The sequence below is a fragment of the Paragemmobacter amnigenus genome (genome assembly GCF_009908265.2).
GTDB classification, from domain to species: Bacteria; Pseudomonadota; Alphaproteobacteria; order Rhodobacterales; family Rhodobacteraceae; genus Paragemmobacter; species Paragemmobacter amnigenus.
The window spans coordinates 15,288-36,616 of sequence record NZ_JAAATX020000009.1 but is presented as its reverse complement, the minus strand read 5'-3'; the positions used below and the strand labels follow the sequence as shown (position 1 = coordinate 36,616).

The window sequence follows — 21,329 nt, the reverse complement described above, 5'->3', positions numbered from 1 at the left end:
GACGTTGGCCCCGGCGCATGTCGGGACCATCGCTCCCCCGATAAGGACCCAACCCATGCCTTCCTCCAATTCTGCTGTCTCGACCCACGGCCTCGGAATATCTTATGGCGATGCTGTGGCGCTTCATCCGCTGACGCTTGATGTCCAGAAGGGCGAAGTCTTCGGCTTTCTCGGCCATAACGGCGCGGGCAAGACGACGACCATCCGTCTTCTGACAACGCTGCTGGAACCGACCACTGGCAGCGCACGCGTTGCGGGGCATGATATCATCTCCGATCCTTTGAAAGTTCGCGCGGCCATTGGCTATCTGCCAGAGAATGTGCGCCTTTATGACCGGTTCACGACCCGCGAAAACCTGATGTTTTTCGCCCGCCTGTCGGGCTTGGAAAAGCCCGCTGATGCGGTGCACGAAACGCTGGACTTCCTTAATATCACGGAATTGGCGGATCGCCGTGTTGGCACCTTTTCCAAGGGAATGCGGCAGCGGGTCGGCCTTGCACAGGCGATCCTGCACCGGCCCGACGTCCTGTTTCTGGACGAGCCGACCTCGGGCCTCGACCCGATGGGCGTGCGCCAACTGCGCGAGATTATCGACCGACTGAACGCCGCCGGGATGACGATCTTCATGAACACGCACCTTCTGTCGGAAGTGGCGCGCAGCTGCACGTCCATCGGTGTTCTGGCGCAGGGCAGGCTCGTCTTCCGCGACACGATGCAGGTGGTCGCCGCCCGCTATGACGAACACAGCCTGGAAGAGCTTTACGTTGGCGTCGCCGCGGGGCACTCCGAGGTGGCGGCATGACCCCTTCGCGACTTCTTGCGCGCCAATCGCTGGCGGGGTTGATGCGGGATCGTTCGGTTCTGATCCTTGTGGCGTTCTTTGCGGCGATGGTGATGGTAACGGCTTGGCTTGGCTGGTCTGCCACGAACACCGTCAACGCGATCTACGCCGATGCGGCGCAATACCTGGCCGGCGCAGGCCAGCCCGTGCCGTCGAACCCTGTCGGCCAGTCCGCGCCCTTGGCGGTTCTGCGCAACCTTGGCGTCTACATCAGCCTGATTGGCACCTTCGGCGCGATCGTGATCGGGCAGCTATTGATCGAGGCTGACCGTCGCGCTGGGACGCTGCCTTTGCTCGGCACCCGCCCATTTGCGCGGCGCGACTACGCCTTGGGTAAGATGCGCGCCCTTGGGGTCGCGACGGGCGCCATGATGGCAGTTGCCGGTCTGATCTCTGTCGCCACGCTGTTCACCATCCCGTCTCTGGTCGTCAGGTCGGCGGATCTGGCCCGGCTCGGGTTGTTCCTTATCCTTGGCTGGGCTTACATTACCACCTTCGGGCTGGTCGCCCTCGGGGCTGCGGCCCGGATGCCAGCAACAGCAAGCGGGTTGATCTCGGCATCGGTGGTCTGGTTGGTCGTGACTTTCGTCTTGCCGGAACTGACGGCGAACATCCATCCGACCGCCTCGATCAACCCTGTATCGACCTTGGCGGCCACGCCGGATTCGGCCTTCTTCCGGGTGACATCGACACTTCTTGGCCCCGTCTCCCTCTCCGAGGCCTTCGCATGGCTGTCTGGCGATCTGCTCAGCTTCCTGCCGGACGGCCTTGCCCCGCGCGGTCCGGTTCCGCCGTTGGTCACCCTGCCGCTGGCGCTGCTCCTCGCCTTCCTCTTCGCCCTGCGCTCTGCCGCAAAGCTTGACCTTACCGCCGGAGGCCCCGATGCCTAATATCCTTCCCTCCATTCGGGGCAGCGTCATGACCATCGCGCTGCGTGACGCGCGTGAACAGTTGCGCGACCGATTTTTGTTCTGGGCGACGCTGGCCCTTGTCGTCGCCTCCACCGCCTCGCTGGTCACCGGGGCCATTGCGCTCCACAGCGATGCTGCGACTTATGCCGCCGCGCGGGATCAACTGCTTGCCCTTGGCAAGGATGCCGCTGCCATCGCGGCGCCCGAGTTCTATCCGCTTAAGTTGATGCGCGGCATGATCGAACAGGTCGAGATCATGGGGGCGGTCATCGCGCTGGTTGCGGGCTACCGCGCCGCTGCTGCCGAACGTGGACGACAGACGCTGGCCCTGATTCTGACCAGGCCGCTACCGCATTGGGCCTACCGCCTTGCCAAGATCATCGGTGGCATGGGGCTCGCGGCGGTTTCGCTGGGGATCGTGATCATCGCCACAGCCATCCTGTTGCCCGTCGTCTCGGGCATCGGCCTTGGCACGGACGACGCGCTGCGGCTGGCCCTGACATGGGCGGCTGGCGTCTTCTACCTGACGGTGCTCTTTACGCTTGGTTTCGGACTCAGCCTCTGGGCCAGAAGCCCGGCCAGTGGCCTGATCGCGGCCTTCGCACTGTGGATCCTCGTCGTTCTGGTCGCCCCGCAGATTGGCGATACGATGGATCCTGACAATCAGGTTGCTGGCGGCGTCTTTGCCCAGCTTTCGGTCCCGAAGGCCGAACAGGATCGAATCAAGGCCGGGTTCGCTGGATACGAGACCTTCCGCAACGGGATCGAGGTTGCCTCGGTCACCAAGCACTTCGAGCGGTTCACCTTCGCCATCCTCGGCATAAAGGACACGTACACCGGTGCCCCCGTCGACAAGGTGCTGGCCGAGAAACGGGGCGACCTGCTGTTCCTTTTCCTCTTCTCCCTCGGGCTTGGCGGCCTTGTGCTGCTGCGCCCGATCAACCCCGACCGTCTGACCAAGGAGTCCTGACATGAAGACGATCCTCTCCACCACCCTGGCGGCCCTGCTCCTGAGCACGAGCTTGGTCCATGCCCAGACTTCGGGCACCGACACGGACGGCGATGGCGTGCCGGATATCTCGGAGCCGCTGCTGCATACTGACCCGATGAACCCTGACACCGATGGCGACGGCCAAAACGATCTGGCCGACAGCGATCCGGTCAACGCGCCCGACCCCACGGTTGCGGGTGGAGCGACTTCCACCTATCGGCTTGGCGAGATTCTCGTCGAAAACAACGTCGATCCCGCCACAAAGACCGACGCGCCCGACCATCTCGAGATTCAGGTGTTCAACGATGGTGCTGCCGACCTGACGGCTCTGACGATGTACTACACGCTGACAGATGCCGATAGTGGCGCAAAGGAAGCCTACGTCTTTCGTCCGCATGTCACCGTACCCGCCGGCGGAGAGGCTCGCATTCATGTCGACGAAGGCACCGCACCGGGCCATCTCCGAGCCAATCCGAACTCGCTTTACGTGACCAGTCTTGCGGGAAAGCACGTCACGGTCTCGGTCCAGGCCGATGGATTTGCCGCAGTTCAGGGAGCTGTAGAGAAGGATCCGGGCGGCGCAGAAACTGCGGACTGATCGTCCCGTTACTGGACGGCGATGGAATGTTTCACCAACAATGTGGGACATTACACACACCGCCTGGAGCGCATGGAGAAGCGGATGCCGAGGTCATCGGCTCCGCATCTCGGCGACACCGGCCGGCAGATGTTGAAGGAGCCATGCATGCGCGATGAAACCGAAGGGCGGCAGCCCTATCCTGCGAAACCAGGACGGCATTTCCACTGGCCGACACACCACGCCTCGTCAGTCTTCGGCGATGACTGGTTCGGCAAACGTGCGGAAACCTTTGCGCGGCTTTTCGGAACTCCCGTCTTCCTCATCGCGCAAACCGTGATCGTGGGCGCCTGGATCCTGATCAACGTTGGCGGGTGGACGAAATTCGATCCATATCCGTTTATCCTACTGAACCTCATGTTCAGCCTCCAGGCGGCCTATGCCGCACCGCTGATCCTTCTTGCCCAGACGCGACAGGCGGATCGCGACAAGCTGGACGCTGCCGCCGATGCTCAGCATCGCGAGGCCCTGGCCGCGGCCTCGGAACAACGTCAGGCTATTGCCGCGCAGCAGACGGCCCACCTTGTCGAACTTTTGAAACAGAATACCGAGCTGACAGAACTCACGCGGAAGCTTAGCGAGCGTATTGAGAAGATGACAAGCGAGGTACACGGTAAGGTCATCTCGCGCGGGAGTTGAAGTTTGACCTGCTCAACAAGACCATGTCTTGGTCGTTGCCAACGCAGACCCGGAACTCGTACCTGCGCAGTCAAAACGGTAGGAGGGTTCGCTCAGCCGACCTTCACACTCCGAAAATGCTGCAGAAATTACGAATGGCCGGTTTGGTGAAACCGCTCCGCATCGCTGACAATCATTGCGGTTGGCCGGGCTGGGCCAATCGCGTCGACCAAGACCTCAAGTTGTAGCCAGATCGCTCGCGGTCTTTCCCGCCTCCAACGCCTCCACGAACCACTGCGGCTTGCGCCCACGACCGGACCAGGTGAGCGCCGGGTTCTCACGGTGCCGGTATTTCGCCGCAGCAGGCGCGCGGGAGGATTTCGTCTCAGTGCTGACGAGTTCGGCCAGAGAGTAGCCCAGGTCCCGGGCGAGAGCTTCCACCTTGGCGCGGGCTTCCGCCTTCTGACGATCCTCGAATGTGGAGATCGCCTTGGCAACGTCCTTCTGCATTTTCTTCAGCTCGCCAAGCGACAATGCCTCGAGATCGTAGTCAGCCATTGATGCGGTCCGTGTCCTGAATGTCCAGGTATCGATAGCCCGTCGCGTCAGGGTGCCGCAACTCCCGGGGGGCAAGGGCAAGGGAAGGGGTGACGGAGGCTGGTGATCGGCACTTCCGTCGCCAAGGAGGTGCTGAACTCGGAGTCAGGCTGTCCCGATTGGCAAGGGGACATGGTCTGGCATGGGCTCCCCGCGGATCTCTGGCTTCTGGGCCATCCCTTCGACTGACAATCCCCTAATCCCGTTCGGGCTCCTGCGCGCAACCCCGCGTCAGCCCGGGCCGTGTTGCCCCTTTGGGGCTGTCCGCTCCACCCCGGTCCTCTGGGGGTTTCCGGCGTCCGTTCCGTCCACCGTGCACGCGTCACCCGACGGGCTTTTTCCGGGTCTTGTCGAAGGGACGGTCCCGAAGACAGGACACACAGGAGCTTACCATGCAGAACATCGTCATCCTCGCCGGCAACATCGGTCAGACCCCCGAAGTCCGCACTACCCAGGGCGGCACCAAGATCACCAACTTCAGCCTCGCCACCTCCCGCCCCCGCATCTCGGAAGGTCGCGTGATGCGCGACGAGAACGGCTACCGGGTCATGGACACCGAATGGCACCGCATCACCTGCTTCAACGGTCTCGGCAAGACCGTCGCAGAGCACTGCGAAAAGGGCATGAAGGTCCTCGTCCACGGCCGCATCCACTACACCAAGTGGACCGACGCCACCGGCACGGACCGCTATGGCTGCGAGATCATCGCCGAGAAGGTCGACTTCCTGAGCCGCCCGAAGTCGGCCGAGAATGAAAATCCCGAGCTGGTCGACCGCGACGATGAGATCCCGTTCTGAGAACGGGATATCTCCTCCAGCCCGGCGGGGAAACCCGCCGGGTTCGATCCATTACTGTTCGATCGCAGAGGTTTCTGCTCGCAGACTTTGCGAGTGAGAGGGCTTCAGCGCAGCCTGAAAGAAAACACGGTCGATCCCGACGCGAAGAACCATCGCGTCGGGATCACCACTCTTAAGTAGCGTTCAGCTCCGCATATTCCCCGCCCGTGCGTAGGGTCACGGTCACTGGCGCTTCGGTGCGGTTGCGCCAGAACCAGCCATGGTTGCCGGTGAAGGCGGCGATCAGGTCTCCGGTGGCCTCGGGCACGGCACGGCCCTGCTCGTAGCTGATGCTCTGACCCCCGCCATCACCGTGGAGGTCGAAGTTCACGACGCCGCCATTTGCCGTCCAGAAGAAGCGGGCGACCTGGCCCTCTTCCATCGTGAGCTTCACCTCGATCCCCTCGCTAGGATCCAGAGTGTAGCTGATTTCATCGCGCCATTCCGGGGCTGCGGCCTCGGCCACGGCTTCTTCGACGGGTTCTCCGGTAGTGGGGGCAGCTTCTGCCTCAGGGGCAGCTGGCGCCGCGGCTGTTTCCACCGGGGCCGTGGCCGCTAGTTCGACAGCAGCGGGTGGCGCACCGATCACGGCCGCCAAGGCGGCAAGCTGGGCGTCAATCCTGTCCAGACGCTGGACGATCTCAGCAGGGACGGCGACGGGGGCCTGGGCGGGAGGAGCGACAGCCTCGGCTGCTGCAGCCTGAGCGTCAGCCTCTGCTTCGGCGGCAAGCTGCTGCTTGATCTCGCCCATCTCCGTCAGGCCGGTCAGCGCGCCGACGCGGGTGGGGTCGATGCCGTATTCGGCCGGAAGCCAGAACAGGACGAGGATCGCCCCTGCCGCCCCGGCGGCGATGAGCGTCGACCGGATCAGCCCGCCCGACGTGGCAGGAACGGACTGGACGGGTGCAGCCACGCCGTGCTGGCGAGGTTCGGCCCGCAGGGGCGGCGCCTTGGAGATATCGAAACGATTGTTCATGGGTCTCGCCCTCCTTTCAGGCGACAAAATAGCCGGTGATCTGCAGGCCCATCAGGGCAAAGCCAGCCACCATCATCAGGACATTCGCGGCATAGGCCTGCCGCGCGAAGGCGGGCCGCGCCCGCCAGTGGGTCATCGCCGTCAGGATCAGGGCGAGCGCCATCAGCTGGCCAAGCTCCACCCCACGTTGAAGGCGATGAGGTTGCCCAGAAGGCCATCGGGCGAGATCTCATATTCCTGAATCTTGGTGGCTAGACCAAAACCGTGCAGCAGGCCGAAGATCAGCGTCGCCGCCTTGGTGTTCGGCTGGACCCCGAACCAGAGGCGGAACGCACCCAGGTTGTCTAACGCCTTGTAGATCACCGAGAAGGCGATGATCGCGTCGATGATGTAGGCATCGATCGATATCGACCACCAGACGCCCGCGATCATCGTGATCGAATGGCCGATGGCGAAGATGCTTACGTAGGTCGCGATGTCCTTGGACCGGTAGAGGAAGAAGATCACCCCGGCGAGGAACAGGAGGTGGTCATAGCCCGTCACCATGTGCTTGGCGCCGAGATAGATGAAGGTGATGGGGCGGAAGCCCGTCACCTCCTGCACATAGCCTGCGTCGCCTTCGATGACAGCGTGCGCGAGGGCCGCGCCTGCAAGCAGCAATGCGGCAAGGGTGGTGGCGAGGGCGGTCCTCGGCACCGCGCTTGCCATCAAGATGGTGGCCTATGTGACTCTGGCCCCGGTGGCCGCCGCGATTGCGGAACGCCTGCCGCGCCGTGCGTTTCTGGTTGCACTGGACCTGATCCGCGCAACCGTGATCGCCTTCTTGCCCTTCGTGGATCAGGCCTGGCAGGTCTATGTCCTGATCTTCTTCCTGCAGGCCGCCTCTGCCGGGTTCACCCCGGCCTTCCAGGCGGTCATCCCAGACGTCCTGAAAGACGCGGACGACTACACCAACGCACTGTCACTCTTGCGGCTGGCCGAGGATCTGGAGCAGCTTGCCTCGCCCATGCTGGCGGCGGCCTTGCTGACCGTCGTTAGCTTCCCTGTACTGTTCGCGGGCACGGTCGCTGGCTTTGTCGCCTCGGCACTGCTCGTGGTCACCGCGCGCCTTCCGGAGCAGGTGGCGTCAGACTCCGGCCACTTCTGGGCCGACGTAACCAAGGGCATCCGCATCTACACCCGCACCCCGCGTCTGCGCGGACTGATGATGATGGAGGCTGCCGTCGCGGCAGCCGGAGCCATGGTCTACGTCAACACGGTCGTGCTGGTGCAGGCCCGGCTGGGACTGGGAGAGGAAGCTGTGGCGCTTGCCTTCGCGGGCTTCGGTGCCGGGTCGATGCTGGCGGCCTTCCTTCTGCCGCGCATACTCGACCGGCTGGAGGACCGTCCGGTCATGATCGGAGGTGCGGCGTTGATGGTCGCAGGCGTGGCGGTGGTGCCCCTGGTCGGCGGCCTTTCCGCGCTCATCGCTCTTTGGGCCGTGATCGGCTTCGGCTTCTCGCTGACGCAAACTCCTATCGGACGGATCATCAACCGCTCCGCGCGCGAGGCCGACCGCGGAGCGGTCTTCGCCGCGCAGTTCGCGCTGTCCCATGCATGTTGGCTGGTGACCTATCCCCTTGCAGGCTGGATCGGCACAGGCGCAGGATTGTCGGCTGCGGCCCTGACTCTAGCAGTCATCGGCGCTGCGGGGTTGCTGGCGGTGCTCGGCATATGGCCTTCCAACGATCCCGCTGTGGTGGTTCACGAACATCCGGACCTGGCACCTGACCATCCGCATCTGGCAGAACACGGGGCTCAGCATTCCCACGCCTTGATGATTGACGATCTGCATCGAAGATGGCCGAAGGCAGCCTGACCCTCAGGCGAGTTGACGCCGCAAGGGGATTAAGCCGATCATCGCAATCGAGGCGAAGGCTGCGCCGGCAAGGAAGGTAGCCTCGGACCCGAACGCTTGCCAAAGGCCTCCCGCGATTACGCTTGCCAGCAGCATTGCTGCACCGGTGATTAGGTTGAACATCCCGAACGCCGTTCCGCGCAATTCGGACGGAACGGCTTCGGCAACCAAGGCGGAGAGCAGCCCCTGTGTCAGACCCATATGCAGCCCCCAGAGCATGACCCCAAGCCCAAGGCCCAAGACCCCCGGTAGAAGTGCCAGTACAAGATCGGCGGCAATCAGCAGGACCAGGCCGCTCATCAGCAAAGTGGGGCGGTCCATCCGGTCGGACAGTACACCTGCAGGAAGGGCAGACAGAGCATAGACGGCGTTCATGCCGACTAGAACCAGCGGAACCAGCATCAGAGACAGCCCCACCTCCTCCGCACGCAGGATGAGAAACGCTTCGGAAAACCGTGCAAGGGTGAACATGGTCGCAAGGCCGACAATAGCCCAGTAGATGCCACCTAGGAGGCGAAGTTCGGCTCGGGACAAGGGGTTGCGTACCTTGCGCAGCCCTGCCGGCCGCGGCGGTTCCTTCACCGCAAACACGATCAGTCCAAGGGCCATGAACGCCGGAATGACTGCTATCCAGAAGACCGCGCGGAAGTCATTGGCAAAAGCCCACATCAGCAAAATGGCCAACAACGGTCCGAGGAATGCTCCGAGCGTGTCGAGCGATTGGCGAAGACCGAAGGCCGCGCCACGCCGACCTTCTGGGGCAAGGTCGGCGACCAGCGCATCGCGCGGTGCGCCTCGTATACCTTTGCCGATACGGTCGATGAACCGGGCTCCGATCAAGGCATCCATCCCCGATGCCAGAGGAAAGACAGGCTTCGCAATCGCCGCAAGGCCATACCCGATGGTAGCCAGTTCCTTGCGTCGTCCGATCCGGTCTGACAGTGCCCCGGAAAAAACCTTGGTGATCGCGGCCGTTGCCTCCGCGATGCCTTCGATGATGCCGACGGCCAAAGCCGTCGCGCCGAGTCCCACCGTCAGGTAGACAGGCAAGAGTGCGTGGATCATCTCGGACGACACGTCCATCAGCATCGACACGAATCCAAGCGCCCAAATGCCTGCTGGAAGTCCCCGCCAACCAAAACCAGAGCCTGTGACTCCAGGGGTGGTACCTGAAGGAAGGTCGCGGGGTTTCGGACTGGTTGGCTGGTCGCTCATGAAACGCGGGTAACTTCAACGGTCAAGTGATCTGGCCCAAGGGAACATATTCGGCTTTTGCCGCGCATGTGATCAGAGACGTCCCGCGCAATCGCTGCGGTGCTCCAGTGTTACGCGGCGCGAGTCTGCACCTCGATGGTAATGTGCGAAAGCTCGTGCATGTCTGCCAGACGCTTGCGGTATTCCTCAACAGGCTTTGGATCGGTGCTGACAATGGACAAGATCGCCCCGTGATGTCCGGGACCAAGCTGCCAGACATGCAGATCGACGACTTCGTCGGTCGGTGTGGCAATGGCGGAGCGGATGTCGTCGGGCAGATCTTCGTCCTCTGGGATGTAGTCCACGAGAACCACGCCGCTATCGCGCAACAGGCCCCATGACCACCTCAGAATGACCAGCGCGCCGATAATCCCGATCACCGGGTCGAGCCATGTCCAGCCATAGCTGCGCCCCGCGAGCAGCGCGACAATCGCCATGACAGAGGTCAGTGCGTCGGCCAGTACGTGCAGATAGGCAGCACGCAGATTGTTGTCGCGCTCGCCCGAGGGCGCGTGGCCGCCGTCATGGTGATGATCGTCATGATCATGATCGTGGGCATGATGGTGATGATGCCCGTGATGGTGATGGTCGTCTTTCAGCAACCATGCGCTGACGAGGTTCACAACTAGACCGATCACGGCCACGATGATCGCTTCGTCGAAACGGATAGGCACCGGGCTGTAGAGCCGGATCAGGCTTTCCCACCCGATGAGCAGTGCCACGATGGCAAGCACTGTCGCGCTGCCAAAGGCCGCCAGATCACCAATCTTACCTGTGCCGAAGGTGAACCGTGGGTTGCTGGCGTTGCGGCGAGCAAAGCGGTAGGCCAAAGCGGTAATCAAGAGCGCTGAGGCATGGGTCGACATGTGCCAACCATCGGCAAAAAGCGCCATGGAGCCGTAGATCGTTCCGGCAGCGATTTCGGCAACCATCATCACCGCCGTCAGGGCGATGACCGCCCATGTCTTGCGTTCGTTGCGGTCGTGGTCCCGACCCAGAAAAACGTGATCATGTGGTCCGGATGCGCTCATTGTCATTTCAGATGCCTCCGCATGACTTCGACAAGCTCCATCGCGCCTGCAGCGCGAGCGGCATCGTCATCGGCTTTGACCACATGGCTCTGCAGGTGATCTTCCAAGAGCTCCACAACCAGACCGTTCGTTGCCCCGCGCACCGAAGCGGCAAGGTTCAAAATGTCTGCACAGGGGGCGCCGGCCTCGAGCGAACGCTCGATCGCCTCCATTTGCCCTTTCAGACGACGTACGCGAGCCAGGAGTGTAGCTTGGTGGTGGGATGTGTGACTCATAGGGTAGGGGGCTACCCTATATTTCCAAGTCCTTCAAGGATGAATTTGTGGCTCACCCTTCGACAGGGTTGGACCGATGCTGGTTACGGCCCGAAGAGTAAGAGGAGTGCCGGTTTCCCGGTGACGGGTTGAGGGTTGGGAGAGTGGCTCCCGGCGCCCGTCGCGGGAGATAACCGATGGGCGTTGTTGAAGTTCTGGATCCGGTCGCACCGACGCGGACTGGTGGCTGGAAAGTCGACGTGAGCCGGGGTGAGCGGAACGGGCGGGTGTCGTCCGAATGGTTCAACCGGCCAGATGATGAGCGGTATCTGTCGCTCGACGATCTCTGGACATCGGTGAAGGGCCGCTCCGAGCGCAGCCGCAGCCGGATCGTGCAGACCGCCGACATCCACGTCGAGGCCGCGCGCGACAACCCGGAGCGCTTGCACCTGATGCTGCCGAAGGCACATGAACCGGTCGCACCCACGCACTGGGCCTTCGGCCAGCTTGCCAGCATCGTTGGCGCTCCGGCTTCCTACTTGCGGCAGCTGCCCGCGCCGCTGGCGGGGATCAACCTGCAATACGGCCTGACCAACCACCGCGCCGAGCAGGTGAAGACCTTCGAAACCGAAGATGGCCGCACCGAACTGCGTGCCGTGACCGGCCCCGACTATGGCCGCATCCATGACCATGAACTGGTCGAGGCGGTGCAGCGCATCGCGGGCAATGGCACCGGTGACACGCGCTGGAAGGTGCCGGGCGTGCTCGACTGGTCGACCGGGGTCTACAACCCCGATGTCGAGATTAGCCGCGACACTACCACGCTCTATGCCTCGGACCGCGATGTCTTCCTCTTCTTGGTCGACGATCACAACCCGATCGAGGCGGGCCGTTTGCCCGATGGCTCCCCCGATCTCTATTTCCGGGGCTTCTACTGCTGGAATTCCGAGGTGGGCGCGAAGACACTTGGGATGGCGAGCTTCTATCTTCGCGCGGTGTGCCAGAACCGCAACCTGTGGGGCGTCGAGGATTTCCAGGAGATCACCATCCGCCACTCGAAGTATGCCGCATCCCGCTTTGCCCATGAGGCGGCCCCGGCGCTGACGCGCTTCGCCAATTCCTCGCCGCAGGGCTTCGTGAACGGCATCAAGGCCGCACGGCAGCAGATCGTCGCGCGGACGGACGAGGACAGGGATGACTTCCTGAGAAAACGCGGCTTCTCGAAGGCGGAGTCGGGCAAGATCATCGAGAAGGTGCTGATGGAAGAGGGCCGCCCGCCCGAGAGCATCTTCGACTTCGTGCAGGGCATCACGCGGCTCGCGCGCGACAAGACCCAGCAGGACGCCCGCCTCGACATGGAAGGGCGCGCCAAGAAGCTCATCGATCGGGTCGGCTGACGCCGGGCCCGACATCGCGACCGCCCTCGCGCGCGGCGGTCGCACTTTCCCCTTCAAACAGCATGCCGCAGGCCCCGCCTCGAGAGGGCAGGGGGCTTCGGCCTGCGCTTTTCAGCGAGATCCCATGACCCCCCAGGAAGAAACTATCGTCCTCGAGGCACGTGACATCCTCGGCCGCTACCTCAGCCAGAACCCGGTCATCGGCAGCTGGCAGGCGCTCATGGACTATTGCGCGCTCACCGTCCGCGGACCGGTCGAGCGCTTCCACGTCCTCTATCTCGACCGCAAGAACCGCATCATCTCCGATGAGCTCCTGTCGACTGGCACAGTTGATCACGTCCCGGTTTATCCGCGCGAGGTGATCAAGCGGGCGTTGATGCTGAACGCCAGCGCCTTGATCCTGGTCCACAACCATCCATCGGGCGACCCGACGCCGTCGGAGGCAGATCTCAGCATGACCAAGGAGATCCAGAAGGGCTGCAAGTACCTCGGGCTGACGCTGCACGACCACATCATAGTTGGTGCCGGGACGGAGCTGAGCCTGCGGGCACTCGGCAAGCTCTGACGCTGCGGCCAGATCCATCACCGTCGCCCCTTCGAGGAAGAGGGCGGCGGTTTGGTCTTTGACGGTGAAGCGGGGAGAGAGGCTTCCCGCGCCGTCGGAGATCTGCCCATGTTCGACCTGCCCTTGCCGAACCACCCGACCGCCTACGCGCGGGGCGTTCCGCCGCTTTTTCCCTCGGGCGACGCTGACCCCAATCATCCCTTCGCCCTGACCCTGTCGCGCCGCGCACCGACTGATCTCATGTCGGGCCGCGCCGCGCCCCTAGTGCTCGCCCGCTTCGCGACGCTGGCCGAGGCCATGCAGGGCGCGATCGACCATGCCGAGGGGATGGACACGAACGCCGCGCCCCAGCTTCTGGCGATCCTCGACCGCGACGAGCGCCTTGTGCTGGCCGGGGCCGCCAGCGACCACGCCGTCGCCTGGTGCCACCCGGTGACGAGCGGTGCCGAGGCGCGGGGCGTCGTAACCGAGGCAAGCCAGCTGCGCGCGCAGGCGGGCCGCGCGGCTGCTTGGGGTGAGCCCGATCTGGCGCAGCGGCTACGCCACCGCGCCGATCTTCTTGATGCGCGTCTCGTCGACCCGCTCTGGCGCGCCTTCGCCGCCCGGGCGCTGCAGGTCGCGGCGTGATGCCCGAGAGGCAGAGAAGGGCCGGGGGATTTGGAGCTTGTCCGGGGGAGAGAGATCGCCCGGCCCGGCTTCAATCCCTTTCCCCTACAGGAGACCCCCGATGACCCTGACTGAACCCACCCTCGCGCCGCCGATGGCACCCACGACCGTCGACATGGCGCAGATCTTCGCGGCGCATGCCGAACGCACCACCCGGATCGAAGCGCTGCGCCCGGGCAACAAGGACCGCCTCTTCGACGGCCTCATGGCCGCCGACATCACCCATGTCACAGTGACTTTCGACGGTGCCGGGGACAGTGGCCAGATCGAAAGCATCGGCGCCTGGTCCGGCGAGACCGCCGTCGAGTTCCCAGCGACCGAGATCGCCTATGCGGCATTGACCTGGGACGACCCCGAGGTCGAGATGCGGCAGCTCTCGCTGGAGGATGTGGTCGAGCAACTCGCCTACGATTTCCTCTCCGATACCCATGGCGGTTGGGAAAACAACGACGGCGCCTACGGCGAGTTCTGCTTCGACGCCGCGGCCCGCTGCATCCACCTCGAGTTCAACGAACGCTTCACGTCGTCCGAACTCTACACTCACCATTTCTGAGGGGGCGGGTATGGCACATCCCTATCACCACGCCCTGTCCTCGGTGAAGAAATGGGGCGGCACGGTCGACGATTTCATCTCGGTGCATGCCTGGTTCGATGCCAGCAAGGAGATCACGGCCGACTTCCGGCATCGGGCGCTGCGCCACCATGCCGAGGGCATCTTTATGGCCGTTACATGGACAGGCAAGTGTAAAGGTGCAGGGGTATTGGGTAGGAACAGGCCGACCGCCGCGCTCCCCAAAAAGCTGGCGGTGGTCGGCCTGTTCCGTGTCCGGGGGCGTATTTCATTCCAATTCCTCGCCGAGGTCGGTCAAGAGTTGTTCGACTCTTCTTGCGACGGCGCAATGACGTTCGACTTCGCGCGACCAAGAGCGGGCGCGCGCGTCTTCGGCGAGAGACAGTTCCAATCGACGGCGTTCGCGCAGCCGCGGCGCGTAGCACGGCGTCGTTACAAAGCGAGAACAGCTCAGGTAAAGGTCGCATTCGCAAGGACCTTCCGAGGGCAACCTCAGACAATGTCCCAGTTCCAGCGCAGTCTTGAAGAAGTTGCTGCGAAGCCAGTCGACCGCGCTTTCGCCAAGATTTCCGGATCGGATCACTTCCGCTCCTGCACCCGCAATCATGGCGCCTGGTTCCAGAACGGACTGGTAGTCGCGCAGCACCTCTGCGTCGCCGATCCGCGCATATACCATAGTCATCTGAGGGCTTTCGTGGCCGAGGACGCTCATGATGGTGTGAAGCTTTGCACCGCGTTCTGCGAGTTCGGTTCCGAGCGTGTGGCGGAATCGGTGCATGGTCACGGTTGGCCTGCCTCGGGCGTCGACCAAGCCCGTGGCGGCACACACCCGCTTCAATGGCGCACCAAACAGATGGCGTCCGCTCATCAGTTTTCCGCGCCAGACGAACACGAACCGGACGAGATCGCCTGTCCGTTCGTCGGGCAGCATTCGGTCTGCGACCTTAGCGCGGAGACCCAGCACAACCCGAAGGGCCTCTGCGGCCTCATCATGCAGTGGGATTTGGCGCTCACGGGCGGTCTTACCGACAGGCAGCCGAAGGCGCGCCGTGCCATCGGCGTATTGGTCGAGGCAGTCCACAGATAGGCGCTGAATTTCGCTGCGGCGCGCACCTGACCACCTAGCGAGGAGCATAGCTGCGCGCTGGAACGGATCGGAAAGCGCCCGGATTTCCTCCATCAGCCGTTCGAGCTCAGCACGAGGGATGTATCGGGGAATTCGGTCGGGCACGCGCGGCAGATCGCGTTTTGCCACGAGCGGCCATCGCGGCACTTCAGTCCACGCCCAGTCCTCGGCATCCTTGAAGAATTGTGCCAGCCGGACAACGCGTCCCCTCTGAGAATTCGCAGTGAGTGGTCGCCCGGTCTTTGGCGACAACTCGGTCTTCATCGCGTTCATCCAGCTGACGATGTGCTCATGCTTTACCTGCCCAAAGGTGCGCACTTCTGGTGCCGTTTTGGCCAAATGCTGCAGAAATCGGCGGGCGGTAAGCGCGTGGTGGTACACGGTGACCGGTCGCAAGCTTGGTGCACGGCGTACAAGCCATTCATCGATCAATGCGCCCATTTCAGGCTGTGCCGCCTTCAAATCCGCCGATGGCATGATCTTTCGCGGCGGGTCGTCGACTTGCCCGCGGTGATAGAGTGCCAAGCGCAGCTGGCCGATCATCGTAATCCAAGCTTTGGAGACCAGACGATACCGGTCGCTCGAGGTCCAGTAGGCACCAAGATCTGATCTATCGCCGAACATCCGAACGGCGACGAGGAGCTCATTGATGTCGTTCTGACGCAAAGCGCTGACCAGTTGGGGTCCCTGGTGAAGGGCGAGACGCCCGAGCGTCCACCGCATTGCTCGATCAGCACCCGCATAGACGAGACCTAGGTCTGTCGCCTCGCGCGCAAGTCTCTCGACACCGAGATCGATATCCAACAGCCGTGCCACGTCGTGAACGCAAAGGTCGCCGACGGCGAGCAGCCACGGATAATCCAATCGTAGATGCCCTTTCAGCGCCAGATAGTAGAGATAGGCGCGCGCGAAATAGGAGGGTCGATCCTGAAGGGTAGCTCTGGTTTGCCCGTTGATCCGACCGACACGGACTGCGAGCGGCGCGGCCAGCCATTCTTCAATGTGTGGCCAGGCCTCGACGAATTGCTTGCGCTGACTTCGGCGTTGTTGGACGAACTGCTTCGTCGGATAGCAGCGTTGTAGAAACGCGTCGTATTCATCGGCCGAACAGTGGCTGCTGCGAAAGAGAGATGGGGCATTGATCGAACGTGCCTGCATCGCTGCCGCGGAGACTGGGCCCCGCATCACTTTGCGCCTTCCGCAGGGTCCTGCACCTTCTCGTCTGGAAGGCCGAGGGCACGGCGATATTCGGCGACAACAATCGGATCGGAAACCCGGGTGTAAACGCGGGTTGCTTCTGGCGATGCATGACCAAGCCTTCGCTGAAGCGTCAGCTCGCGCATCCCGGCCTCCCACATCTTTGTTGCATGTGTATGGCGCAGGGCATGTGGGGTCACCCATGGTTTACGTATGTTCGCACGATCGCACGCCCTCGCAAAAAGCTTGGCCAGCGCGGCGTAGGAAAGTGGCTCATGCCTGCGTGGGCCACTGCCACCGACTAGAAACAGGAAGGGACTGTCTGTATCCTGTGGTCGTTCGGTCATGACATATCCGCTGACTGACTGCAGCGTTGCAGTTTCATGCAAATCGACGACGCGCTCAGATCGTGACTTGCTCCGAACGCCGCGCGGGTGATCGAAACGCACCCTGACGGTCACCCGTCGCCTGCCATATGCGATGTCGGCGAGGTGCAAGCCAAGCACCTCACCTGGTCGCAGACCGCCGTCGAGCATCAAGCGAATGATTGCCAGATCGCGGCGCGTTCGCAGCTGCGCGATCAGCGCGTCGACCTGCTCATCCGCCATCGGGCGGGGCAAACGATGGATCTGCCGCAACCGCACCGGGCTCCGTAAGGCCGACTGCGAGGTGACGCCAGTCAGGAACGGTCGATGGCGTTCAGCGACATGTGCGGCAGCGCGATCATGAATTCGGGTGATCGGGTTTGGGCCAGCAAAACGATCAGTGAACCGCGCCCATTCGAAGAATGAAGAAACCGCTGCAAGCACCCGGTTGATCGTCGCCGTGCTGAGCCGAGCAGATCGTTCTCCATCGGTCGCGGCCAACGACGGGTACGGCCCGGTGCCGCGGCGACGGCTCGGCTTGCTGCGCAGATGGATCAGCAAGTCAACCGCGCGCGCCGGTGTCAGCGCACGCCAATCCCACCCCTGTTCATCAAGAAAGGAAAGAAGATGCGAAAGATCGTGCTGATAAGCGCGCGCGGTGTTGGGAGAACATCCCGACCCATTCAGGTACGTCACGAACGCGGCGATGGTTGCAGCGAACGAAGATGGATCAGGGCCGGCGCCTTCAAGCTTTGCATCCACCATGGCGCATCTCCGACTGAGTCTAAATCGCCTGCCACGATACGCCCGAAGTCGGTTTTGACCGACTCTGTCTATATAATGCTGGAGACGATCTTCGGGCCGACGATCACACTGTCGACGGGCCGGATCATCCCAACCCGATGGGTCGGCGAGCAGCACGTCCGCGAAGATTTGGGCTTCATCCCCAGCTTTTCGGACTGGGTCAAGGCGATCCGGCCGGAACCTTGGATGGGGCGAACTGAGAAGCTTGAGCCTTTGGTCGATCCGCACCTGGTATCGCCCGTGTTGGAGGTCAAGTGACGTGGACCCGTTCTATCCCCATCTGAATCTTCCCCTGACGGCAAAACCGCGTGATGTCATCAAGGCTGCGGTCAAAGCGCTGCATCCGTGGATTCGCCGCCAGCCCGGTCTGCGGCTGTCGCGGCGGCGGTTCTACCGCGACATGCTGAATGCGCATGAGGCTGCACAGGACAGGGCAAGGTCAGCGTCGTCCTGACCGGCAGACACCCGACCCCAAAGACTTACCCCCCTCCAATCACACCGCCCGGCCCTTCGGTCGGGTGGTTCTCATTCAGGAGTCACCTATGGCTGATTACTTCACGCATTTCTCGTGCCTGCTCGATGTTGGCACTTCGGAAAACGCACTTGCCGCGCATCGCATGTTCGTCCAGTCGCGGCTTGAAGACGCGGACCGCGATGAACCACTTTGCAGCGGCTTTGAACTTTCGCTGCAAGAGGGCGACGCTGCGCATATCCTCTGGATCCACGACGATGAATCTGGCGACGTCGAACAGGTGATCGGCTTCGTGCTGTGCCTTGCCGAGGCGTTCGACCTCAAGGGCCTTTGGGGTTTCACCTACGCTCTGACCTGCTCCCGGCCACGCCTCGACGCCTTCGGCGGCGGCGCGCATGTCATCGATCTCGGTGCCCGCAAATCCATCGGCTGGACCAGCAGCCAGGAATGGCTTGCCGCCGCGCTGAACGGGGATGACGTCGATGCCTGAAGTCATCTGCACCACCGTCTACCAGTTCCCCGAACTCTCGGATACAGCCAAAGAAAAGGCGCGCAGCTGGTACCGCGAACTCGAGCCCCATGACGCTTGGTGGGACGCGGTCTACGAGGATTTCGAGCGGGTCTGTGAAATCCTCGGCATTCGTTTGAAGACCAGGCCCGTTCGCCTTATGGGTGGCGGGATGCGGGCCAAACCCTGCATCTGGTTCTCCGGCTTCTGGAGCCAGGGCGACGGGGCGTCCTTCGAAGGGTACCTCAGTCACTCGAAGGGCGCACCGGCGCGCATCCGGGACTACGCCCCGACGGACGCGACGCTGCACGGCATCGCCGACCGCCTGCAAGCCATCCAGCGGCGGAACTTCTACCAGCTCGCCGCCGAGGCCAGTCACCGTGGCCGATACTATCACGAATATTCCATGTCGGTGGACGTCACGCGCGACAGCCCGACCTGCCAATCGCCGACCGAAGATGCCGAAGAGACCTTGACCGAAGCCCTGCGCGATCTCGCCGACAACGATTCATTATGCACCTCTTTCTAAGTGTTTGTAATCATTGGGAGCGTGGCTTGCCGAGGGTCGCGACACGGGGCTTTACGGTGCTTCACGGCTTCGACAACCTCCTCGCGCTCCAGATCGACAACCTTTATCTGATGTGGAGCATGCCGCATAACCTGTTCAGCAGGCAGGATTTTCTCTTTGATCAAGCGGCGGACAACGTGATGTGACACGCCGAGCTTCTCTGCCGCTTCGGCCATCGTCAGCCACCCGCCCTGTTTGTCGGCTGACGCGTAAGCTCGTATGCCATTGATCTTCCGGGTGGAGGAAACACGCTTCGCAGTCCAACTGTGATCGCACCCCGTGCGCAGGCTCATTCGGTTGAGCGTCGCCGCAATGTCACTATCACTCCAACGCCCGGCCATGGATCGGATCAAGGTCAAAGCATCTTCGGAAGTCACGCGGCCATGCTGGCCGGGTTTGGGCTTCTTGACGCGCAGCTGGGAGTGTTGGCCACCTTGCCAGTGGATGGTCAGGATCACTTCGCGACTTTGCTCATCGACGTCCGCGACAATGTCTTTGATCAGCGTGCGCACCAAGCGTTGGCGAGTCCGTGCGCTGACGCCAGCCGCGTTCCAGGCCGCGGCCACGTCTTCAGCCAAGCCCTCAAGGTCGGGCGGTTCCACTGCGGCGATGGGGGCCTCCCCAACGTCAACGCGCATTCTGCACGCCTCGAGACGCTGCAGGGTCGCCTCCCAGTTCCGTTCAAGCGTTGCGGCAATAAGCCGGTTCTCGGGATCGCAGGCCGCATAGCGGCGCTCTGCCAGCCCAGCCTCATACTGCGCCTTCTGCAAGTCGAGTTCCGCAGCGCGTCGTCGTTCTTCGCTGGCCATTGTCAGCATTCGTTCTGCCTCCCTAGCTGCTTCTACCGCAACGGGCTGCACCACGCGAAGAATCTCCGCGGCGATCGCGGCGTCGATCCGCGACCCGCCAAAATGAAGACACCGGTTGTGGCCAAGCATCGAATTCATATAGTCGCAACGGTAGACCGGGCTCAGGGCCTGGCCGGGATAGGTGACCGTGATACGGCAGCCGCATCGCGCGCAGGACATCAACCCAGAGAGCAGCGCGCGCCCGCCGCGCCCAGACTTTACACCGCCTTTCCGACCGTGCGCATTGGTCGCCAGGTGGCCCAGATTGCGCTCATATTCTTCCCAGCCGATATAACCTTCATGGTGGTCCTTCAGAAAGATCTCCCATTCTTCCATGGGCTTGCCATGGCCGTAGGACTTGTGTGCTCGCCCATCGACTATCTCGGCGCGGGGTCCGCTTTTCCCATAAGCGTAGATCCCAGCATAGAAGGGGTTCTTTAGCACAGAGATAACGTTACGATACCGGACTGGTGTCCAATCGAATGAGGTCATGTATCGCCCTTCGGATGGGCGTGGGAACGAGAGCTTGTCCTGCGTCAGCGACAAAAGGACCTGACGGCCGCTTTTCAGTTCCCGGAAGCGGCTGAAGATCAGGCGGATGGCCTCCTGCACACGCAGATCGGGATCAAATCCAAGGCCCGCATCGCGGTGCCAAACATAGCCGATGGGTACGTTGATGCGCAGCTCGCCCCGTTTGGCCTTGGACCGAGCCGCCTCGAGCATACGCGCCCGTAGAATGCCGAGTTCGAACTCGCTGATCGTTCCCTTCATGCCGAGCAACAGACGATCATTGGGGGAACAAGGATTGTAAATGCCGTCTTGGTCGATGACCCGTGCGTCGGCTAGACCGCAAAGCTCCAGCAGGTGGTGCCAGTCACGCCCGTTTCGGGCGAGGCGCGAAGCGTCGAGGCAAAGCACTGCGCCCACATCCCCGGCGCAGAGCCAGGCGACGAGACGTTCGAAGCCTGGGCGGGCGACAGCGCCGCTGGCTGAGCGCCCGAGATCATCGTCGATGACCTCGACCTGTTGGAATCCATGCCGACGAGCCGTATTCACAAGGTCGTACTGGCTTCGCTGGCTTTCAAGATTGTGCAGGACCTGACTTTGTGTCGATTGCCGCACATAAACGACAGCCTTGCGCTTCAGAATTGCCGGGGGAAGAGGGCTAAGCGCGTTCATGCGGCTCCTCCTTCCCGGCAGCCTCGGTCGCCTCCATCAGCAGGTTCGCCAGCGCCACCAGGACTGCTTCGCGTTGCCTCGGGCTCATGCCGCGCATCTTGTGGGAATCGAACGCCATGATCATTTGGCGGGAACTCTCGGGCGGATTCGATGTCGATCGCTTCATCGGGGGGAATCTCCAGAACTGAACTTACAGTCGAGGAGCATACCCGTCCGCGAT

At 62.6% G+C, this 21,329-nt stretch carries 22 protein-coding genes and 3 pseudogenes; 16 read left to right on the top strand and 9 right to left on the bottom strand.

Features of this window, described 5'->3' with window-relative positions; all coding sequences use genetic code 11:
* Window positions 1–115: 115 nt before the first annotated feature.
* The 5 genes from GU927_RS13160 to GU927_RS13140 all read left to right on the top strand — a co-directional run bounded on the left by GU927_RS13160 (window position 116) and on the right by GU927_RS13140 (window position 4,019).
* Complete coding sequence (locus GU927_RS13160) at window positions 116–802, top strand: ABC transporter ATP-binding protein (RefSeq protein ID WP_232489215.1); 687 nt, start codon at window positions 116–118, stop codon at window positions 800–802.
* Complete coding sequence (locus tag GU927_RS13155) at window positions 799–1,731, top strand: ABC transporter permease (RefSeq protein WP_161762918.1); 933 nt, start codon at window positions 799–801, stop codon at window positions 1,729–1,731. Before GU927_RS13160 ends, GU927_RS13155 begins: the two co-directional genes overlap by 4 nt.
* Before the next feature lie 28 nt (window positions 1,732–1,759).
* Window positions 1,760–2,722: an ABC transporter permease gene (locus GU927_RS13150; RefSeq protein WP_217765638.1), complete on the top strand. Its 963-nt coding sequence runs from the start codon at window positions 1,760–1,762 to the stop codon at window positions 2,720–2,722.
* A gap of 1 nt (window position 2,723) precedes the next feature.
* The gene (locus tag GU927_RS13145) at window positions 2,724–3,341 is read left to right on the top strand and encodes a hypothetical protein (RefSeq protein WP_161762916.1); all 618 of its coding nucleotides are present in this window, start codon (window positions 2,724–2,726) and stop codon (window positions 3,339–3,341) included.
* A gap of 147 nt (window positions 3,342–3,488) precedes the next feature.
* Window positions 3,489–4,019, top strand: coding sequence for a DUF1003 domain-containing protein (locus GU927_RS13140; RefSeq protein WP_161762915.1), 531 nt, complete (start codon window positions 3,489–3,491; stop codon window positions 4,017–4,019).
* Between the two features lie 216 nt (window positions 4,020–4,235).
* On the opposite strand, the gene GU927_RS13135 is transcribed toward GU927_RS13140, so the two are convergent.
* Window positions 4,236–4,556: an H-NS histone family protein gene (locus tag GU927_RS13135; protein ID WP_161762914.1), complete on the bottom strand. Its 321-nt coding sequence runs from the start codon at window positions 4,554–4,556 to the stop codon at window positions 4,236–4,238.
* A gap of 102 nt (window positions 4,557–4,658) precedes the next feature.
* On the opposite strand from GU927_RS13135, the gene GU927_RS20505 reads away from it, so the two are divergent.
* Both GU927_RS20505 and GU927_RS13130 read left to right on the top strand, forming a co-directional pair.
* The gene (locus GU927_RS20505; RefSeq protein WP_269770128.1) at window positions 4,659–4,784 is read left to right on the top strand and encodes a hypothetical protein; all 126 of its coding nucleotides are present in this window, start codon (window positions 4,659–4,661) and stop codon (window positions 4,782–4,784) included.
* A 203-nt stretch (window positions 4,785–4,987) separates the two neighbouring features.
* Window positions 4,988–5,392: a single-stranded DNA-binding protein gene (locus GU927_RS13130; protein ID WP_161762913.1), complete on the top strand. Its 405-nt coding sequence runs from the start codon at window positions 4,988–4,990 to the stop codon at window positions 5,390–5,392.
* A 172-nt stretch (window positions 5,393–5,564) separates the two neighbouring features.
* On the opposite strand, the gene GU927_RS13125 is transcribed toward GU927_RS13130, so the two are convergent.
* Both GU927_RS13125 and GU927_RS13120 read right to left on the bottom strand, forming a co-directional pair.
* On the bottom strand, window positions 5,565–6,407 hold the full coding sequence (locus GU927_RS13125) for a hypothetical protein (RefSeq protein ID WP_161762912.1): 843 nt from the start codon (window positions 6,405–6,407) through the stop codon (window positions 5,565–5,567).
* Between the two features lie 16 nt (window positions 6,408–6,423).
* Window positions 6,424–7,115, bottom strand: a pseudogene (locus GU927_RS13120) (HupE/UreJ family protein).
* Here GU927_RS13120 and GU927_RS13115 point away from each other — a divergent pair.
* On the top strand, window positions 7,081–8,265 hold the full coding sequence (locus GU927_RS13115; RefSeq protein WP_394357677.1) for an MFS transporter: 1,185 nt from the start codon (window positions 7,081–7,083) through the stop codon (window positions 8,263–8,265). The pseudogene GU927_RS13120 and the gene GU927_RS13115 sit on opposite strands and share 35 nt — an antisense overlap.
* Before the next feature lie 3 nt (window positions 8,266–8,268).
* On the opposite strand, the gene GU927_RS13110 is transcribed toward GU927_RS13115, so the two are convergent.
* From GU927_RS13110 to GU927_RS13100, 3 genes are all read right to left on the bottom strand, one after another.
* Entirely contained in the window at window positions 8,269–9,393 is a 1,125-nt protein-coding gene (locus tag GU927_RS13110) for an MFS transporter (RefSeq protein WP_232489214.1), read from the bottom strand.
* Between the two features lie 236 nt (window positions 9,394–9,629).
* Window positions 9,630–10,589, bottom strand: a complete 960-nt coding sequence (gene dmeF, locus GU927_RS13105) for a CDF family Co(II)/Ni(II) efflux transporter DmeF (protein WP_449301134.1) — start codon at window positions 10,587–10,589, stop codon at window positions 9,630–9,632.
* Between the two features lie 2 nt (window positions 10,590–10,591).
* Window positions 10,592–10,801 (bottom strand): metal-sensing transcriptional repressor, encoded by a 210-nt coding sequence (locus tag GU927_RS13100; protein WP_394357676.1) that lies wholly within the window; start codon window positions 10,799–10,801, stop codon window positions 10,592–10,594.
* 239 nt (window positions 10,802–11,040) lie between these two features.
* Here GU927_RS13100 and GU927_RS13095 point away from each other — a divergent pair, with 239 nt between their 5' ends.
* The 5 genes and pseudogenes from GU927_RS13095 to GU927_RS20695 all read left to right on the top strand — a co-directional run.
* Window positions 11,041–12,240: a DUF932 domain-containing protein gene (locus tag GU927_RS13095; protein WP_161762907.1), complete on the top strand. Its 1,200-nt coding sequence runs from the start codon at window positions 11,041–11,043 to the stop codon at window positions 12,238–12,240.
* A 124-nt stretch (window positions 12,241–12,364) separates the two neighbouring features.
* Window positions 12,365–12,805, top strand: coding sequence for a JAB domain-containing protein (locus GU927_RS13090; protein WP_161762906.1), 441 nt, complete (start codon window positions 12,365–12,367; stop codon window positions 12,803–12,805).
* A 108-nt stretch (window positions 12,806–12,913) separates the two neighbouring features.
* A complete protein-coding gene (locus GU927_RS13085; protein WP_161763088.1) occupies window positions 12,914–13,432 on the top strand; it encodes a DNA repair protein RadC in 519 nt (172 codons plus the stop codon).
* Window positions 13,433–13,532: 100 nt separating this feature from the next.
* Entirely contained in the window at window positions 13,533–14,024 is a 492-nt protein-coding gene (locus GU927_RS13080; protein ID WP_161762905.1) for a DUF6878 family protein, read from the top strand.
* Between the two features lie 10 nt (window positions 14,025–14,034).
* Window positions 14,035–14,214: pseudogene (locus tag GU927_RS20695) on the top strand (DUF6915 family protein); the annotation flags it as partial.
* A gap of 96 nt (window positions 14,215–14,310) precedes the next feature.
* On the opposite strand, the gene GU927_RS13075 reads toward GU927_RS20695, so the two are convergent.
* Together GU927_RS13075 and GU927_RS13070 are read right to left on the bottom strand one after the other, a co-directional pair.
* The gene (locus GU927_RS13075; protein WP_217765637.1) at window positions 14,311–16,326 is read right to left on the bottom strand and encodes a tyrosine-type recombinase/integrase; all 2,016 of its coding nucleotides are present in this window, start codon (window positions 16,324–16,326) and stop codon (window positions 14,311–14,313) included.
* 26 nt (window positions 16,327–16,352) lie between these two features.
* On the bottom strand, window positions 16,353–17,495 hold the full coding sequence (locus GU927_RS13070; RefSeq protein WP_045682654.1) for a tyrosine-type recombinase/integrase: 1,143 nt from the start codon (window positions 17,493–17,495) through the stop codon (window positions 16,353–16,355).
* Between the two features lie 75 nt (window positions 17,496–17,570).
* Between GU927_RS13070 and GU927_RS13065 the strand changes: the two are divergent.
* From GU927_RS13065 to GU927_RS13055, 3 genes and pseudogenes are all read left to right on the top strand, one after another.
* Window positions 17,571–17,792, top strand: a pseudogene (locus GU927_RS13065) (DUF6915 family protein); the annotation flags it as partial.
* A gap of 284 nt (window positions 17,793–18,076) precedes the next feature.
* Window positions 18,077–18,496: a hypothetical protein gene (locus GU927_RS13060; protein ID WP_161762903.1), complete on the top strand. Its 420-nt coding sequence runs from the start codon at window positions 18,077–18,079 to the stop codon at window positions 18,494–18,496.
* Window positions 18,489–19,043 (top strand): antitoxin of toxin-antitoxin stability system, encoded by a 555-nt coding sequence (locus tag GU927_RS13055; RefSeq protein ID WP_232489213.1) that lies wholly within the window; start codon window positions 18,489–18,491, stop codon window positions 19,041–19,043. The genes GU927_RS13060 and GU927_RS13055 overlap by 8 nt, the downstream gene beginning before the upstream one ends.
* On the opposite strand, the gene GU927_RS13050 is transcribed toward GU927_RS13055, so the two are convergent.
* Complete coding sequence (locus GU927_RS13050; RefSeq protein WP_161762902.1) at window positions 19,040–21,109, bottom strand: recombinase family protein; 2,070 nt, start codon at window positions 21,107–21,109, stop codon at window positions 19,040–19,042. The two genes, GU927_RS13055 and GU927_RS13050, sit on opposite strands and share 4 nt — an antisense overlap.
* Between the last annotated feature and the right edge of the window lie 220 nt (window positions 21,110–21,329).